This window comes from Anaerolinea thermolimosa (assembly GCF_001050195.2).
GTDB classification, from domain to species: domain Bacteria; phylum Chloroflexota; class Anaerolineae; order Anaerolineales; family Anaerolineaceae; genus Anaerolinea; species Anaerolinea thermolimosa.
On the sequence record NZ_DF967965.1, the window covers coordinates 1,889,387 to 1,906,593 of the forward strand.

At 51.4% G+C, this 17,207-nt stretch carries 14 protein-coding genes and 1 riboswitch; of the genes, 2 read left to right on the forward strand and 12 right to left on the reverse strand.

The genetic code is table 11. The features are described from left to right. The first annotated feature begins 23 nt into the window (after positions 1-23). Positions 24-2,150, forward strand: coding sequence for a glycoside hydrolase family 3 C-terminal domain-containing protein (locus ATHL_RS08550; RefSeq protein ID WP_062192172.1), 2,127 nt, complete (start codon positions 24-26; stop codon positions 2,148-2,150). A gap of 28 nt (positions 2,151-2,178) precedes the next feature. Continuing rightward, positions 2,179-2,943: an amidohydrolase family protein gene (locus ATHL_RS08555; protein WP_062192175.1), complete on the forward strand. Its 765-nt coding sequence runs from the start codon at positions 2,179-2,181 to the stop codon at positions 2,941-2,943. On the opposite strand, the gene ATHL_RS08560 is transcribed toward ATHL_RS08555, so the two are convergent. The 12 genes from ATHL_RS08560 to ATHL_RS08615 form a co-directional block, all read right to left on the reverse strand. Continuing rightward, on the reverse strand, positions 2,940-4,136 hold the full coding sequence (locus ATHL_RS08560; RefSeq protein ID WP_062192177.1) for an AGE family epimerase/isomerase: 1,197 nt from the start codon (positions 4,134-4,136) through the stop codon (positions 2,940-2,942). The genes ATHL_RS08555 and ATHL_RS08560 overlap by 4 nt on opposite strands. A 71-nt stretch (positions 4,137-4,207) precedes the next feature. Continuing rightward, complete coding sequence (locus ATHL_RS08565) at positions 4,208-5,269, reverse strand: lactonase family protein (protein ID WP_084001291.1); 1,062 nt, start codon at positions 5,267-5,269, stop codon at positions 4,208-4,210. Then, complete coding sequence (locus ATHL_RS08570; RefSeq protein WP_201797956.1) at positions 5,266-5,913, reverse strand: enolase C-terminal domain-like protein; 648 nt, start codon at positions 5,911-5,913, stop codon at positions 5,266-5,268. The genes ATHL_RS08565 and ATHL_RS08570 overlap by 4 nt, the downstream gene beginning before the upstream one ends. 73 nt (positions 5,914-5,986) lie before the next feature. Further along, complete coding sequence (locus ATHL_RS08575) at positions 5,987-6,265, reverse strand: lactonase family protein (RefSeq protein ID WP_062192186.1); 279 nt, start codon at positions 6,263-6,265, stop codon at positions 5,987-5,989. Beyond that, positions 6,262-7,473 carry an enolase C-terminal domain-like protein gene (locus ATHL_RS08580; RefSeq protein WP_062192189.1) on the reverse strand — a complete coding sequence of 404 codons (1,212 nt, stop codon included), beginning with the start codon at positions 7,471-7,473 and terminating at the stop codon, positions 6,262-6,264. The genes ATHL_RS08575 and ATHL_RS08580 overlap by 4 nt, the downstream gene beginning before the upstream one ends. 31 nt (positions 7,474-7,504) lie before the next feature. Beyond that, on the reverse strand, positions 7,505-7,903 hold the full coding sequence (locus ATHL_RS08585) for a hypothetical protein (protein WP_062192191.1): 399 nt from the start codon (positions 7,901-7,903) through the stop codon (positions 7,505-7,507). Positions 7,904-7,912: 9 nt separating this feature from the next. Continuing rightward, on the reverse strand, positions 7,913-9,061 hold the full coding sequence (locus ATHL_RS08590; protein ID WP_084001292.1) for a glycoside hydrolase family 5 protein: 1,149 nt from the start codon (positions 9,059-9,061) through the stop codon (positions 7,913-7,915). 58 nt (positions 9,062-9,119) lie between these two features. Next, positions 9,120-9,665: a DUF1854 domain-containing protein gene (locus ATHL_RS08595; RefSeq protein WP_062192194.1), complete on the reverse strand. Its 546-nt coding sequence runs from the start codon at positions 9,663-9,665 to the stop codon at positions 9,120-9,122. A gap of 10 nt (positions 9,666-9,675) precedes the next feature. Then, positions 9,676-11,928: an ABC transporter ATP-binding protein gene (locus ATHL_RS08600; protein WP_062192196.1), complete on the reverse strand. Its 2,253-nt coding sequence runs from the start codon at positions 11,926-11,928 to the stop codon at positions 9,676-9,678. Positions 11,929-12,001: 73 nt separating this feature from the next. Beyond that, positions 12,002-12,130: riboswitch (cyclic di-AMP (ydaO/yuaA leader) on the reverse strand. A gap of 81 nt (positions 12,131-12,211) precedes the next feature. Next, entirely contained in the window at positions 12,212-12,961 is a 750-nt protein-coding gene (locus ATHL_RS08605; protein WP_084001293.1) for an ABC transporter ATP-binding protein, read from the reverse strand. Between the two features lie 14 nt (positions 12,962-12,975). After that, positions 12,976-14,031, reverse strand: a complete 1,056-nt coding sequence (locus ATHL_RS08610; protein ID WP_062192199.1) for an ATP-binding cassette domain-containing protein — start codon at positions 14,029-14,031, stop codon at positions 12,976-12,978. A gap of 8 nt (positions 14,032-14,039) precedes the next feature. Next, positions 14,040-17,198, reverse strand: a complete 3,159-nt coding sequence (locus tag ATHL_RS08615; RefSeq protein WP_062192203.1) for an ABC transporter permease — start codon at positions 17,196-17,198, stop codon at positions 14,040-14,042. Positions 17,199-17,207: the final 9 nt, after the last annotated feature.

Here is a 17,207-nt window from a genome sequence, read left to right on the forward strand (position 1 = left end):
ATCTCATCAGGAGAATTCCATTCATGTCCCCAGCTGATTATCTCAATCCCGATTTACCCATTCCGCAACGTGTTCAGGATTTACTTTCACGTATGACGCTGGAAGAAAAAATCAGCCAGACTCGTAACAATTGCTCAGCAATACCTCGACTTGGCATACCAGCCTACGATTACTGGTCAGAAGCACTCCACGGAGTGGCGCGTAATGGCCGGGCTACCGTGTTTCCCCAGGCAATTGGGATGGCAGCTACCTGGGATCGAGCGTTAATTCAACAGGTTGCTTCCGCCATTGCCGACGAAGGCCGCGCTAAATACCATGAAACCCTTCGAAAGAATGGTGGGAATCAAATTTACCAGGGGCTGACTTTTTGGTCACCCAATGTGAATATCTTTCGCGATCCTCGCTGGGGGCGCGGGCAGGAGACCTGGGGTGAAGATCCATTCCTGACCGGCGAAATGGGGTCAGCATTTGTTAGAGGGTTACAGGGAGATCATCCCCGCTATCTTAAAGCCGCAGCCTGTGCCAAGCATTATGCAGTTCATAGTGGCCCCGAGAAACTACGCCATACCTTCAACGCCATAGTCAATCAGCGTGACCTTCGAACCACCTATCTGCCTGCCTTTAAAAAGCTGGTCACCGAAGCAAAAGTTGAGGCCGTTATGGGAGCCTATAACCGCACCCTCGGCGAGCCCTGTAACGCCAGTAAGCTCCTCCTCGAAGATATCCTGCGCGGTGAATGGAAGTTTGAAGGGCATGTCGTCTCTGACTGCGGTGCTCTTCAGGATATTCACGCCCATCACCACTTTACCAACAGCGCTGTAGAAACCGCCGCTCTGGCTCTAAAACGGGGATGTGACATTGGCTGCGACTGCGTTTATTATGATCACCTGATGGAAGCAGTTCAGCTTGGATTGGTATCCGAAGCCGATATCGACCGTGCCCTGGCACGCACCTTAACCACCCGGTTTAAACTGGGTATGTTCGATCCTCCCGAAATGGTGCCTTTCGCTTCCACTCCGATGAGTGTGGTTGGCTGTGAACAGCATCGGCAACTTGCTTACGAAACTGCGGTTAAATCGGTAGTTCTCCTGAAAAACAAGAACCACATCCTTCCCATCCAGGATTCCGTAAGAAGCATCCTGGTGGTTGGCCCCAATGCCGGCACTACAGACGTCTTGCTCGGTAATTATTACGGTCTGAACAACACCATGACCACTTTCCTGGAAGGTATCGTAGGCAGGCTACCCGAAGGCGTACGGTTAGAATTCAGGCCTGGCAGTTTACTCGCCCATCCAAAGCGCGTCGAAAATGATTGGTCCATTCCTACTGCTGGATCCGTGGATCTGACTATTGCTTTTATGGGGCTTTCACCCCTGCTCGAAGGCGAAGAAGGAGAAGCCATCCTTTCGGACAACGGCGACCGAACTGACATTCGCCTGCCACAAAACCAGTTGGATTATTTGCGGCGCCTGGCTTCATCAGGCGGCAAGATCATCCTCGTCCTGACAGGAGGAAGCCCCATTGCTCTGGAAGGGATTGAAGAGCTGGTGGACGCTATTTTATTCGTCTGGTATCCTGGCCAGGAAGGTGGTCGGGCTGTGGCTGAGGTGCTCTTTGGTGACCATGCCCCGTCTGGAAAACTCCCACTCACCTTCCCCCGTTCACTGGATGACCTTCCTCCCTTTGAAGATTACGACATGGCAGGCCGCACTTACCGTTACGCCACTGCTGAACCCCTCTTTCCTTTCGGGTTTGGCCTCAGCTACACCACCTTTGCCTATACCCATCCCGAAATTTCAGAAAACGAAGTTTCATCAGGCAAACCCGTCCAGGTGGCTGTGACCGTTACCAATACTGGAACTCGCGCCGGAGAGGAGATTGTTCAGTGTTATCTGCGCGATGAGGAAGCCAGTGTACCTGTTCCTCAACAAAGCCTGGTGGGATTCGAACGGATTGCCCTGAAACCCGGCGAATCACGGCGCGTTGAATTTACGATTTCTCCTGAACAAATGCTCGTTTATGATGATGACGGACTTCCTCGTCTGGAAAGCGGGCGCTTTACGGTAACCCTGGGTGGTTGTTCTCCATCCCATCGCGGGGAGGTTCTTGGTGCACCCCGGCCAGCGACCCTGTCCTTTGACCTCAAATAACTCGCGCTTGCTTTCTTCCGGGTGATCCATGATCATCGACGCCGATACTCATATTTCACCAACCGGCGAAGATGCCCATACTATTACCTACGACGAATTGATCCGTCGCATGGATGATGCCGGAGTCGACCGCGCTCTTACCTGGCTCAGGCCTCCCTATATGCGCGACATAACCCCATCCAACCGTTATGTTTTTGAAGCTGTTCGTGCTCATCCCGATCGGTTGCTGGGGTTTGGCTGGGTAGATCCCCACTTCGGTCTGGAGCGCGCCCGCGATGAGATCAAGCGCTGCCTTGAAGAATTCCAATTTTTTGGCGTGAAATTGAATGGAGCACAAAATTCTTTTTGTATAGATGATCCCCACCTGTCGATCCCGCTCATTGAAACCATCGCCCGTTATGGCAAATGCGTCGCCTTCCATGTTGGCGCTGATGCCTTTGAATACACTCACCCTTTTAGGGTGGGGAAAATTGCCTCAATGTTCCCGGAATTGACCATTCTGATGGTTCACATGGGCGGGGTCGGCTTCGCCGATCTGACTTCGGCCGCTATTGAGATCGCCGCACAGCACCCCAATCTTGTCTTAATTGGATCAGGGGTGCGATTTGAGGCCGTATTGAAAGCCATTCGACAATTAGGGGCCGAGCGGGTTTGCTTTGGCAGTGATACCCCCTTCAGCCTGATGCACGTATGCGTTGCCGCGTATCAGGCCCTTCTGCGAGACCTCACGCCTGCTGAACAAGCCCTGGTGATGGGCGGAAACCTGGCAAGAGTTCTCGGAGTAAACTTTTAATCACCGGCGAATCGCTCAACTCGTTCAAGGATCTCAAAGCACATCCGGCTGTTATGATAGGGGCACTTCCAGAAACCAGCGAGCTCTCGCTGGAGGGGGTTCCCCTTTTGATCGGTTCCCCACCACCATTCACCGGTTGGGTGCCTTAGTTTTGTTTGGATCCAATTCCATGAGCGCATGGACTGCTCCAGATATTTTTCTTCTCCGCTAAGCTGATAAGCATTAAAGAAGCCCACCACAGCCTCAGCCTGAGGCCACCAGTCCTTATTCGTTTGAACCCATCCGTGAGAGTCTGCTTCATACACCAGCGCCCCATCAGAATCGAGGCCGCCTTTCATCACTGCCTCCACCATTAGAAGGGAACGTTTATGCGCTTCTCGGAGAATTTCAACGTTCCCTAATAACTCGGCAGCCTCAACAAGCAACCAGCTGGCCTCGATATCATGGCCAAAAGATATGATCTCACTCAACGGTGTCCAGTCCCGATCCAGGAACAAAATCAACTGATGTCGGCTGGAGTGAATGATATGCTCCAAAAAGAGCCTTAACATTTCAGCCTGCCGAGTCTCCAGGAGGGGGTCTCTCCATACTCGCAACAGGTTGGTCATAGCCTCCATCCAGTGGAGATGTGTATTCATCGATTTGGGAGCATTGTGTTCCCCTTCAGCCAGCCGGGAATCAGCCAGCGGAGACCAGTCTCGTTCGAATGATTCCAACCACCCGAGGTGCTCAGAGTCATGGGCAAATTGTTCCACCAGCCGGAAAATTTCCTTCGCCTTTTCCAGGGCTTCCTGATTACCTGTTGCCCGATGATACTCTACCAGAGCATACATAGAAAAGGCATTGGAATAGAGGTGTTTTTTCGTGTCCAGAGGAATCCCCCGCCAATCGACTAACCAGTACGTTCCTCCATACTCTGGATCCCAAAAATAATCCATTAAAAAACGAAAGGCTTCATCAGCTGCTTTCTTATAAATATCATCATGGAACAACATCCATGCATGAGAAAACGTCCATAAAATACGCGCTGTCAGAATCCCCCCCTTGGGAGCCTGATGCAGTGAATTGCCCTTTGAGTCAACTTCTCCTGCAAAAGTATGGTTTTCAATATCCATCACGCGGTTCAACCAGAACGGAGCGATATACTGGCGAAATTCCACCTCAAACGTACGGCTCCATGCCAACAGATTCATTTTCCCTCCCATCCTCTCACCTCGTTTCTTAAAAATGCCGCACAAGGGTCACCTTGTGCGGCAAACAATCATCACAAATCAAGAAAGCGAATGCAAACCGGGCTCGGCACGGTGGCTAATTCACCTGTTGGGGTTAAATCGCCAGTGCGTTGACTGACCTCAAACCCAACCAGGGAATCACTATACTGGTTGGCAACAATTAAGAAACGGCCCTCAGGATCGAGGCTGAAGTTTCGCGGCCACTTTCCCAGGGTCTCCTGATGCCTCAGGAAGGTCAATTGCCCGCTGATCGAGTCAATCTCGTAAATAGCCAGAGAATGGTGACCCCGGTTTGAGACGTAAACCAGCCTTCCATTGGGATGAATATGGATATCCGCCACGATATTTTCCCCCTTAAAGCTCTCCGGCAGGGTGGAAAGCGTCTGAAAGGCGGTCAGGACTCCCGCATTTCCATCCCATCGGCAGGCCGTAATCGTACTATCCAATTCATTGGCAATGTAAACGAGCCGCCCATTCGGGTGAAAATCGAAATGACGAGGCCCCGAACCGGGATGGGTGGAAAGCTTGCTGTGAAGCTGAAGCTTTCCCGTCCGCGTATCCTGAGAATACACACGCACTTCATCCAGGCCAAGGTCTGCCGCCAGAATAAAATGCCCTTCGGGGGCAAACCGGATGGAATGGGCATGAGCTCTTTCCTGACGCATCGGGTTTGGACCCTTCCCTTCGTGCTGGATGAAATCCGCCATAGGTCCAATCTGACCGTCGTGGATTGGATATACCGCCAGGCTACCGCTGGAGTAATTGGCCACCAGCAGCCATTGCCCACCCGCATCCGTACTCACATAGCATGGAGCAGCCCCCTTCGTAGGCTGCCGGCTCAGGAAAGTTAGCTCGCCGGTTTTGGGTTGAATGGAAAAAGAACTCACCTCACCTTCCTGAAGTTCATTGACCGCAAAGAGGTATTTCCCGGTCGGATGGATTGCCAGGAAAGAAGGGTTCTTCCCCCCATCAAAAGCCTGCTGAAAAGTCAACTGGCCTGAAACCGCATCCACGGAATAGAGAAATATCCCCTCCTGCCGATGCGCTTCGTGGCCGCTCTGAGTATACGTGCCAGTATATAGGTAACGTGTCATGGTCTTGCAGGGCTCCCATCAGGTAGTCTTGTCTGCGTCCACCAGTCCACCTCGTCTTTAGGTGGATATTTGGACGCAAGATTCTCGTCAAAATCAATCCCCAAACCGGGGCGGTCATTCGGATACATGTATCCATTTCGCACTACCGGCAAACCAGGGAACATATCATACACCAGGTTATCAAACCGGCACCACTCCTGAATGCCAAAGTTAGGTGCCCACAGGTCTAAATGCAGGTTGGCAGCATGCCCAACAGGTGAGGTATCTCCCGGGCCGTGCCAGGCTGTGCGAATACCGTAAATCTGGGCATGGATAGCCGCGTTACGGGCGGCAGTAATTCCGCCCATCTGGCTGACATGCATACGTATAAAATCGATCAACCGTTCCTCGATCAAGAGACGCCACTCCCTCGGGTTGTTGAACAACTCTCCCATGGCAAGGGGTGTGGCGCACACTTTTCGAATATGCCTGAACCATTCGATATCTTCGGGGGCAAGGGAGTCTTCCAGGAAAAAGAGATTATATGGCTCTAAATCTTTAGCGAATTTAACCGTGTCAATCGGTGAGAGGCGCTCGTGTACATCGTGTAACAACTCCACCTCATCCCCAACATGACTGCGGACATACTCAATCATCCGAAGCATATTGCGAGTATACGCTCGCGGATCAAAGTACGCCCCCGGAAGCGCCCCCTCTGGGCGGTGCATGGTGTCCTGTTTACCACCGTACCCGCCCATTTGCACTCGAATATAGCTCGCCGGTTTTGGGTTGAATGGAAAAAGAACTCACCTCACCTTCCTGAAGTTCATTGACCGCAAAGAGGTATTTCCCGGTCGGATGGATTGCCAGGAAAGAAGGGTTCTTCCCCCCATCAAAAGCCTGCTGAAAAGTCAACTGGCCTGAAACCGCATCCACGGAATAGAGAAATATCCCCTCCTGCCGATGCGCTTCGTGGCCGCTCTGAGTATACGTGCCAGTATATAGGTAACGTGTCATGGTCTTGCAGGGCTCCCATCAGGTAGTCTTGTCTGCGTCCACCAGTCCACCTCGTCTTTAGGTGGATATTTGGACGCAAGATTCTCGTCAAAATCAATCCCCAAACCGGGGCGGTCATTCGGATACATGTATCCATTTCGCACTACCGGCAAACCAGGGAACATATCATACACCAGGTTATCAAACCGGCACCACTCCTGAATGCCAAAGTTAGGTGCCCACAGGTCTAAATGCAGGTTGGCAGCATGCCCAACAGGTGAGGTATCTCCCGGGCCGTGCCAGGCTGTGCGAATACCGTAAATCTGGGCATGGATAGCCGCGTTACGGGCGGCAGTAATTCCGCCCATCTGGCTGACATGCATACGTATAAAATCGATCAACCGTTCCTCGATCAAGAGACGCCACTCCCTCGGGTTGTTGAACAACTCTCCCATGGCAAGGGGTGTGGCGCACACTTTTCGAATATGCCTGAACCATTCGATATCTTCGGGGGCAAGGGAGTCTTCCAGGAAAAAGAGATTATATGGCTCTAAATCTTTAGCGAATTTAACCGTGTCAATCGGTGAGAGGCGCTCGTGTACATCGTGTAACAACTCCACCTCATCCCCAACATGACTGCGGACATACTCAATCATCCGAAGCATATTGCGAGTATACGCTCGCGGATCAAAGTACGCCCCCGGAAGCGCCCCCTCTGGGCGGTGCATGGTGTCCTGTTTACCACCGTACCCGCCCATTTGCACTCGAATATAGTGGTATCCCTGTTCCTGGAATTTCCGCACATTATCCAGAACTTCTTGAGGATCTCTTCCGTCGGCATGAGCATACACCGCGGCAGCCTCGCGTGTCTTTCCTCCAAGGAGATCATAAACGGGCATATTGGCCATTTTCCCCTTGATATCCCACAGCGCCTCATCGATTCCAGAAATCGCGTTGTTGAGAACCGGCCCATTTCGCCAGTAACCATTCACCAGGTTCATCTGGAACAATTCTTCGATCCTGGAAACGTCTTTTCCGATCACGAAGGGTTTGACATGGTGCTCAATGGCCGCATAAACAGCGCGGAAACGTTGTGTGAATGTGGCGCATCCCAGCCCATACAGGCCCGGTTCAGACGTGATCACCTTGACGATGATGAACCGCGTTCCCGGACCGGCCGTCTGAACGAGGAAAGTTTTCACATCCTCAATTACCACCGGTTTTGCCATACAAACCTCCATAAAAAATTGAAATTGGCAGTTATCCAAAGATCGACTGCACCAGCGCCCCAACTCCGAAGACACATAACCCGACGACAAAGCCCTGAATTCGCCCGTCGAATCGGGATTCCACCTGCTGACGCACAGTTATATTAAATTCGATGAGATCATTCACGTGAGCTGACCGAACAAAAGCCCCCGGTAATTCATAATCTCTACCACCAACCGTTGACCCAAAAACAAGAAAGCCCGAAATCAAAGTAATAATCAATCCACTCCAGACAAGGCGCTCACTCAAAACAGGAATAGTGAACCCACCGGTTACAGGAAAAGAAGCGCACACCAACCCGCAGATAATCACAACAAAGAGCAAAATACGCCTGAAGAGAATGCGTAAAAAAGCGATCAGGTAAGCACGCACCTTCTGCCAGGTGGTCATCTCTTCCTCCTAGGGAATGAGAGCAGTTAAAATCGGTTCATTCCAGGATTGTTTCTCTCGATTATAAACTCCAAACCCGGCGCAGAATTCCCAGTACGCCCAGCTAAATCCCCTCTCTTCTGCCGCACGCGCCACCGCGTTCGTCCATAAATGCCTGGAGGTATCATCCGCTTTGGAGTAAGCCCCAAACTCTCCCAGGAAAATAGGGCGTTGATTTTTTTCACTCCATTGTTTCACGATGTCAAAGTCACGCCGGATCTTCCCAATCGAAGCCTCATCGTCACTCCATTTCGTGCCCAACCATGGGGTTGAATTCTCCACCCACTCTGCTCCCTGATGGGTGAATTGGAAGGGCTCGTAGTAATGAAAGGTAACAATTAAATTTCGATCCTCTTCAGGCAACTGCAATTCGTTCAATTTCCACAAAGAGTTCCAGTCCCCAGGCCCAACGATGATTGTCCTCCGTGCATTCGTTCGCCGAATGGTGCGAATGGCTTCTTGAGCGTAGTCGTTCCAGTATAACGCTGAAAGAGTATTGTTAGGCTCGTTGAGCAGTTCAAAGTACACCGAATCGGGTGCCTGCCGGTAATGGTCTGCAATTTGCTCCCACAGCGCCAGAAATCGTTCTTTATGAGGGCGCGGCTCTTCCATCAATTCATTGTAATGATGAATATTGAGAATAACATTGAGGTTTCGCGCCAGGGCCTGATCCACCACCCAATCCACCCGGGCAAAAAAATCAGCATCAATGGTATAAGGCGGTTTTTCCAGTGCGTGGGCGTTCCAGCGGATCGGTACTCTGACGGTATCAAAACCCGCCTGTTTGATCAGATCAAAATATCCTTCCTCCAGCACCACCCCCCATTCACCCTCATTCGGGGCTTCCAGCGCATTCCCAAGATTAACCCCTCGGCCAAGTCGGGCCGCCTGCTCAAAAGCGAACTGGTTTTCTAAGGAAATCGGCCCTGGAGTGAGAGTCGGGGTCGGGGTTGGTTTCACAGGTAACGTGGAAGTAGGAAGTTCGGAGATAGGAATTTCGATAGTGGCCGTTGGCAACTCGACTGTGGGAGTTGGAATGGAAATACTTCCCCCACACCCGGCCAGAAACAGGCAAAGCCCTAATACAAGCCAGCAGCGGCGGATTCCTGAGCCGATCATCTCGATCTCCTTCTCGGAAGTCTTTATTCCCACGGGGAAAATCTCGAATCATTATACTTTACAAAAGTAAGTACCGCTGTAATAAATCACGGCTGTGGTCATCGAGCAGCCTCCAGTCATAAATTTCATAACGAGTCTGATTAATATCGATGACCAGCCAGCGCCCTTCAGCGACCCGTCGGACCGAGCCAATGATACTATCGCGCATGATAAATTCTTTCTCCCCGCGGTCTGTGATCACCTTCCAGTACAGGAATCCGAATTCTTCGTGAATGTGCTGAATTCTCAAGATCCTTGGAACGAAGTAGTGCTGGCGCAGTTCCCGTTCCACTGCCTCTCGCGACTCCTGATCCAGGGCATTAAGGTCTCGGAGGACGCCAATCTCCCGCCCACGCTCCACTTCTGAGTCGGGAGTGCGAACCAGAATGTAATGGTTTTCAAGAGAGAGCGGGAACGCCCTGCGCAATGTAACCCTCGGGTAAAACTCGCCCTGCTCATTGGTAAAAGTTAAATTTTCACCTCGATACTTGAAATGAACCTTTCCCGCTTCCAGGTAAACGGTTTCAAACACTTCAGGCATAGATGGAATTCCATCACCGTACATCGTTTCCTCCTCAAACCGCCACCACACCGTCAAGACGAGCAAATTGAGACTGAATTTGAACCAGGTTGTAGAAAAGCCCCCGGTGCTCCATCAACTCCTGAGGCGATCCCATCTCAGCAATGCGTCCATGATCCAGTGCAATGATTCGGTCCGCGTTGTACAGCGTAGAAAGCCGATGGGCAATGGCAATAGTAGTTCGTCCTTGAACCAGTGTATCCAGGGCTTTTTGAATTTGCCGTTCGGTTTCAGTATCAACTGAAGATGTCGCTTCATCAAGAATGAGAATTTTTGGATCCAGAAGAATCGCCCGCGCGATCGAGATTCGCTGGCGTTCACCGCCCGAAAGACCGGTTCCTCCCTCGCCAACAATCGTGTCGTATCCTTCAGGGAGGTTAGATATAAATTCATGAGCATTGGCCGCCTTGGCTGCCCGGATCACATCTTCCATGCTGGCCTGTGGTCTGGCATAGGCAATATTTTCTGTAATGGTTCCCGAGAAGAGGAACGGTTGTTGTAATACAATACCTACATTCTTTCGGAGATCTTCAATCGCCAGGTCACGCACATCGACGCCATCAATCAGGATGTTGCCTGCTGTCGGATCGTAGAAGCGGCAGATCAGATTCACCAGAGTCGTTTTACCGGCTCCGCTTGGCCCAACAACCCCGATCAGTTCCCCCGGTTCAATTGAAAAAGATACGTCCTTGAGCACCGGGAAGTAGGGATTATAACCAAAAGTCACATTTTGAAATTCGATACGCCCCATAGCCGGGCGGATCCGTTTTTTCTCGGCCTTTTCCTGAACACGCGGTTGTTCATCTAAAAATTCAAACGTGCGCTGGGATATGGTAGTGAAGCGATTGAGCGCCTGGCTAATTTGCGCCATATTGGAGAGCGGCCCGTAGAACATACCCAGGTAACTCAGAAAAGCCATTAAAGTACCCAGTGAAATCCGGTGTTCCAGCACAGCTCTCCCCCCGGCATACCAGATGAGCAACCCACCGGCGGAAAAAGCAAACGAGATCATCGGAAAAAATCTACCCCATGCCTGATCCACCCTCAAACGCGCATTCAAAGAATGGGTGTTCAATGCGCGGTAGCGATCCTCTTCCTGATCATCCTGTCCAAAAGCCTTGACAACCTGAATACCCGAAAGAAAGGTATTAAGCATGGAATTTAATCGCCAGCGGGTGATCCAATATCGCCGGAAGTGAGGGTTCATGCGACGGTGATACATCAAGGTAGCCACCATAACAAATGGCGCAGGGATTAATACAAATAACCCGAGTGTAGGCGCCATCGAGAAGAGCACAACACCAATCCCAATGACCAGCACAGCATACAGCAGGAAGCTTGCCATCTGGTTAATCAACCCTTGTAATTCTTCTGTATCCTGATTGATCCGGGTCAGCAACCTTCCTGTCTCGTTACGATCGAAAAACTCCTGCGAAAGCTCCTTTAAATGGGCAAACATTTTCTCACGTACACCTGCCGCAAAACGGCTGCTGATACGATTGGTCAGGAGTGCATCCGTAATCGTAATGACGACCCGAATGACCTGCAACCCTAACAAACCGCCCACCAGCCATCCCAGCCAGTTGGTGTGAATCTGAGAAGTAAGCACATCATCGATCAAGACACGCGTCAGATAAGGGGGCATTAAATCAACCACCACACCGGCCAGCATCAACAAACCGTGAACCAGGCCAGCTCCCCAGTATGGGCGTGCCAGTTGCAACAATCGTCTCATCACCTGCCCACGTTTTATACAACTGGGACACACCTTCAAAGAGGGATCAAGCAACCGTTTACCACAAGAAAGGCAACGTTGCCCTTCTGATTCAAAATCCGGAGCCGGAACATCCTCCCCCTTTTCAATACGCAACCGTAGATAATGCGCCACAAGCGCAAATCGTTCCGTCAGTTCGTTGCTGAAATGAATCAGAACCAGTGGTTGCTCCTGGACCGTGACCCTCAACAGGGCATTTCCAACGCAGGGCTCAACCTGAGCGTCCGAAATGTCCTCGAGAGCAAGTCTGGTCAGGCAATGGGGTCTTCCCTTCTCCAGAGCCACCACCGCCAGAAGGGTACGATCAATCAAGAGCCACTGTTCACCGAAAGACCCATCCTCTGCCATATCACTCGCAAGAGCTACCTTGAGCTCATCGCTGTGACCACTCTGTTTTTCAAATTCCTCCAGCACCGGCAGGGGAACCGAATCAAAAAGAGCGGTTGGATCTGGATGAGAATCCGCCTGTTTCATAACACCCGTCCTCTACCTGTACTCGCAAACCTGTTGAAGCAATATCTTTAACCACCCGGACTGCTCCGAGTGTACCCATTGTCTTCAACGCCTGCGAGGTTAGTTGACGGGCTCGAACCGAAGACTGGCTCTACAGGATTTCTGGCCTGGATTCGCCCCAGAAGGAAAATCCCCCGCTCCGCAGATTCGGCGCTTTTTTATGCAATTAAAAATGATTATACAACAAATCGACAATCATGAGCATCCACACCGCCATTCATTCTTTCCGCAGTAGAGCTCCTCCTCACGGATTCGGCATACGTACTTCTTTGATCTGTCCATCTCCCAGCTCAAACACGATGTGCGCATATTCCTCAACCATCGGGTCATGCGTTGCCATCAGGATTGTAATCCCTTCTTTGACAGCAATATACCGAAAGAGGGCCATAATTTGCCGTCCGGTTGAGCTGTCTAATTCTCCAGTTGGCTCATCGGCAATAATCAATTCAGGATGCGTCGAAAGTGCACGGGCAATGGCTACCCGTTGCTGCTGGCCACCTGAAAGCTCCCACGGACGATGGTGCGCCCACGGCCCCAGCCCCACAATTTCAAGTGCGCGCATCGCCAGTTGGCGACGGTTTTCAGTGTACCCGGCGATGCGCAACATCAATTCAACATTCTCAACCGCCGAGAACATCGGCATGATCGCAAAGGATTGAAATACAAACCCTATTTTTTTTCTTCTCAGTTCGATTAATTCTTCGTTGGCCATCTCCGAAATTTTATGACCGAAAAGGAAAACCTCACCCTCTGTCGGCTTATCCAACCCCCCGATGATGTTCAGCAGAGTCGTTTTCCCTGAACCTGAACGGCCTTTCAATGCCGCCAGTACACCGTTTGGTACCGAAAGGGTGACCCCACGCAAAGCCATCACGCGACTGGCGCCCACCTCATAGATTCTCTTCACATTTTTTACTTCTACTGTTGGCGGGGTGGTCACCGCTGACTCTGCCACGGCGGTCAACTTTGTTTCACTAGATTCCTGGTCTGACATTCCAACCTCTACTTCTACTTCCAACCGGGAAGTTTGAGCTTTTTTACACTTCCTGGTTTCTTCTGGGGAACATGTTCACTGGCAAACAACAGGTTGATTTGTTCCTCAAGGGTCAGATGTTTTGCCATCTGCTCCTCTTCTTCTGTAGGCCGAATGATGATGCACCCATCGCCGGCTTCAAGGTACGCCCGCTTCCCAATACCCAATTTTTCTCTAAGCTCTTTAGGGATCTGCAGTCGCCCTGCCGAATCAAGCACTACATATTCCTTAAAGGAGATCTGATGGCCTACGGTTTTATTGGTAATTTCAGGCTTTTCTCCGTCTTTTGGCTCACCGGCCATCACATGTTCAAGCTGGTTCACCTGACGAATGGTTTCAGTGCTGATCTTGCCATCCCGAATGGCCACTACCCGGTCTACCTGCTCTGCAATCCGCGGGTCATGGGTCACAATAATGATGGTCAGGTCCAACCGCTCACGTAACGAACGGAAGGTGTCCATAATCGTCTGGGCGGTTACCGAGTCCACTTCACCGGTAGGTTCATCACCCAGGAGCAACACAGGTTTATTCGCCAGAGCCACTGCAATGGCTACCCGTTGCTGTTCCCCGCCCGAGAGCTCGGTTAACTTATGGTGTCGGCGTTCATATAATCCCACCGCCGAGAGCAACTCCTCAGCCCATTTACGCCTATTCCGCCTGTCGGTAATGAATGCCATCGTCATCGGCAATTCAACATTTTCAAGGGCCGTCAGATAAGGGATCAGGTTTCGAGAAGTTTGTTGCCAGACAAACCCCACCTTTGATCGTTGATATTGGTTGAGTGCAGCGTCAGATAGACTGAGAAGGTCGATCCCATCCACAAACACTTTCCCTGCTGATGGGCGATCCATCCCCCCCAGAATATTCATCAGGGTAGTTTTTCCGGAACCGGATGTACCGACAATTCCCAGCATCTCTCCACGGTTTACAATAAGATCTAACCCCTGGAGAGCCACCACTTCGAGCTCGGCCACCTTATATATTTTGACCAGGTTCTCACACGAGATGATCGGTTCGTTTATAGCAGCCATGGTTGTCCTTATAACGTTTCGCCCATCTTAACCGCCTGGAATACTTTCATACGGGCCAGGTACCAGATTGTGCCCAACATGGTCAGGAAAAGCACCACAGCAAAACCCAGGCTTAACCAGGCGGATTCAGACCAGCCAATCAACACTTCAAAGGGTGGAATGGGTTTGCCGGGTGAAGCCCCGATCTGCAGGAAAGGCACGAAAAGGTTGCTGGTAACCAGGCCAATCAACGCGCCTGACCCGATAGCCAACCCCATCAAAAGCGATTGTTCCAGCGCCAGATAACCGATGAGTTGGCGAACAGACATCCCCACTGCCTGAAGGATCCCCAGTTGAATGAACCTCCGGCGTAAAGAAGCATATGAATAAAGCACAAACCCAATTCCGGGCATTAAACCTGTGGCTATAAATCCCACATTCAACACCCCAAAGAGGCCTACACGCTCTGGCTGATCCATCGATTTGCGCACCTCTTCCAGAGCATTTCCCTGCACTTTGACCACGGCTCTTTCCTGCCCGATCAACTTCCTTAACTGGAGAAGGAGAATATTCACATCGGCATCGGGCCGCAATTTCAGCCAGATGTCATATCCTAACACTGCATCAGGGATATCAAACAGCGATTCAAGGTTAACAATCAGAGTGGGATCCTGGCCCGGGAAGACGGTAGGGAAATAATCATACGTTCCCACAATAACCAGATCTCGCTCAACAGCTTGATCGAGAATAGATACACTCGAAAGCAAGTGATCGCCAGTTCGAAGCCCTACTTTTTCCGCTAAATCTCTCGGGACAATCACCCCCATCGGTTCCAGGGCGAGAGCATTCATCAACTCTCCCATAGATTGTCTGGCGAAATCATCCCGTAGAAACGCTACTTTCGGAAAATCAAGACGATCGATCCCCATGAAGATTGCACGCTGTTCCCCGACCCCGTAGGAAAAGGTGCCGGGGTACTTCCCCACCCTGGTTACTGCTTCAACACTGGGCAGGCGTAAATGTTCTTCCATACTGATGTAATTGTCTACATTCAAATCCAGCTCGGAGAGCGTTGTCGATGAGGATTGTCCGCTAAACACATTTTGCTCCCCACCTTGGACCACATACTCGTGAACCGCAAGATCAGAACCGGCTTTGTAATATTGAGAGTCGTGCAGCCACTGGTCGAGCGTTTTGGCAGAAGATGCCGAGAAAATCGCCAGGCTGAGCGAAATCATGATCAATAAAAGGGCACTGGCATGATCCTGCGGACGACGGGCGATTTGCTGAATAGAAAGATAAGCCCATACTCCAGGAATGCGGTCGAAAGCTATGGCCAGCAACCGGGTTATTAAGGGAAGCACCCGCAGAGAGATCATGCACAGAGCCATCGCAAACAGTGCTGGCGCCACAAACAGGAGCATGTCCCGATATTGTTCTCCACCTGCGGTTTCCAGATTGGAGAGGAATTTCACCGGTTTTGCAATGCCGCTCTGAGTCAGATAGGCATAAATCCCTGGAAGGAGGAGGGCAAAATCAAGATAGAAACGTTCCCAGAGGGGTTTTCGCGCCCCGCGGGCCTGTTCCTGCTTCAAGCGAACGATAGTGGTGCGTGAGATACCCAGCATCGGCATAAAACGCGCCACAAGGATCAGCAATCCTGCCAGGAATAACCAGAGGAAATTAACCCCCTGAAAGGTTAATCGCAATTCATGCCGGGTGGTGAACCTCAGGAAAGACAGCGTGCTCCCCATAATCCCCGCCGCCAGCCAGCCCACCAGGAGCGAAGGAAGAATAGCCGCCACAATCAGAATGACACTTTCGATGATGTTCAAACCGGCTACCTGCCCCCAGCTGGTACCCCGCCCACGCATGGTAGCAATTTCCTGCTCATATTGCTGCATCGAAATACTTGCAGTAAGGGAGATGAAAAGCAGTGCCAGCACTACCATTGGCCCCCCGACGGCGTAGAAGAGGGTGGTAAGAGCATCTGCTCTCTGCTGGTATGTAACCAGTGCCTCCTGGGGAGAATAATCCGTAGTGATTCCGGGAAGTACGCGCACCAGTTCATTATTCAGCTGTACAATTCCACGAGCATACTTTGGCGCATGAGTAAACTGGACTTTCTTCTCGTCAATGACCACATACCAGGAGGCATAAAAGATAGGCCGCTCAAACAGGGCACTAAGCCTCGTTTGATACGTTTCTTCCGGAATCCACATGCCATTGGCAAACCCCGTCGTAGGCAATTCAAACCATTCAGGGTTGTTCGGGTCAATCGGCCGCCAGATTCCTGCAATCTCAACTTCCACCGGCCCATACCGGAAACGATCACCAATGTTCAGGAAATACTCGTCCGCTGTGCTCTCCATCACCGCCACACGGATAGGGCCGCTCGTCGATGTGTCAGGGGCGGGCCATTCCCCCTCCACGATCTCCGCCAGTTTCGGCACGTTCTCCTGAGTGATGAAGGACATCACCATCCACGGATCATCGGGTGAGGCATTTCCTCTTGGCTTGACCGAACGAAGCCCAAGTGTGCCCGATTGCACTTTGATGATCATCTTCTCAACTGGCAAGCCCATCAGGCTGCGAGTCTTATCCTCGATGAATCGTGCGATGGAATGCACTTTTTCGATATCTGAACGGGGAGCAGACCGCGACTCGATGTAATACATGTGCATGCTGAACAAATAACGGCGTGTGGTGAGCGCTTTCTGCTCCAGTTGCTGGCGTAACACCTGGCCTGATACCGAGTGTGAAAAGATAGGCACACAGACCACCATCCCAAGTACTGCCACAATTCCAAGGATGGCGCTGATGCTTAAACCGAGGTTGTGCCTGAGGCGTTTGACCACCACCAGCATCATCGAGACGGAAATCAAGGCATAATCCACCAGCCGGTTAGCCAACCCCGCAAGCAGTACGGGAGAGGCAATGATAAAAACTCCTGCTGTATGCAGAAACCTTCTAAAGGCCCGCACCGTGTGGTGGGGCAAAGAGCGAAGAGCCTGTATCAACCGTCCAGGTAATTCCCTGATTTTCCCGCCTGACCGGAGACCATTCTGAACCGCATGGAAACTTTGTCTGAGCCAGCCCGTTATCTCGGGGAGGTTTACCTTCGATTGGAGCACCCCGCGAATGGCCTGGAGGGCTTGTTTCAGCTTTTCTGCCAGCCTTTTCATCATGGCGGTCTC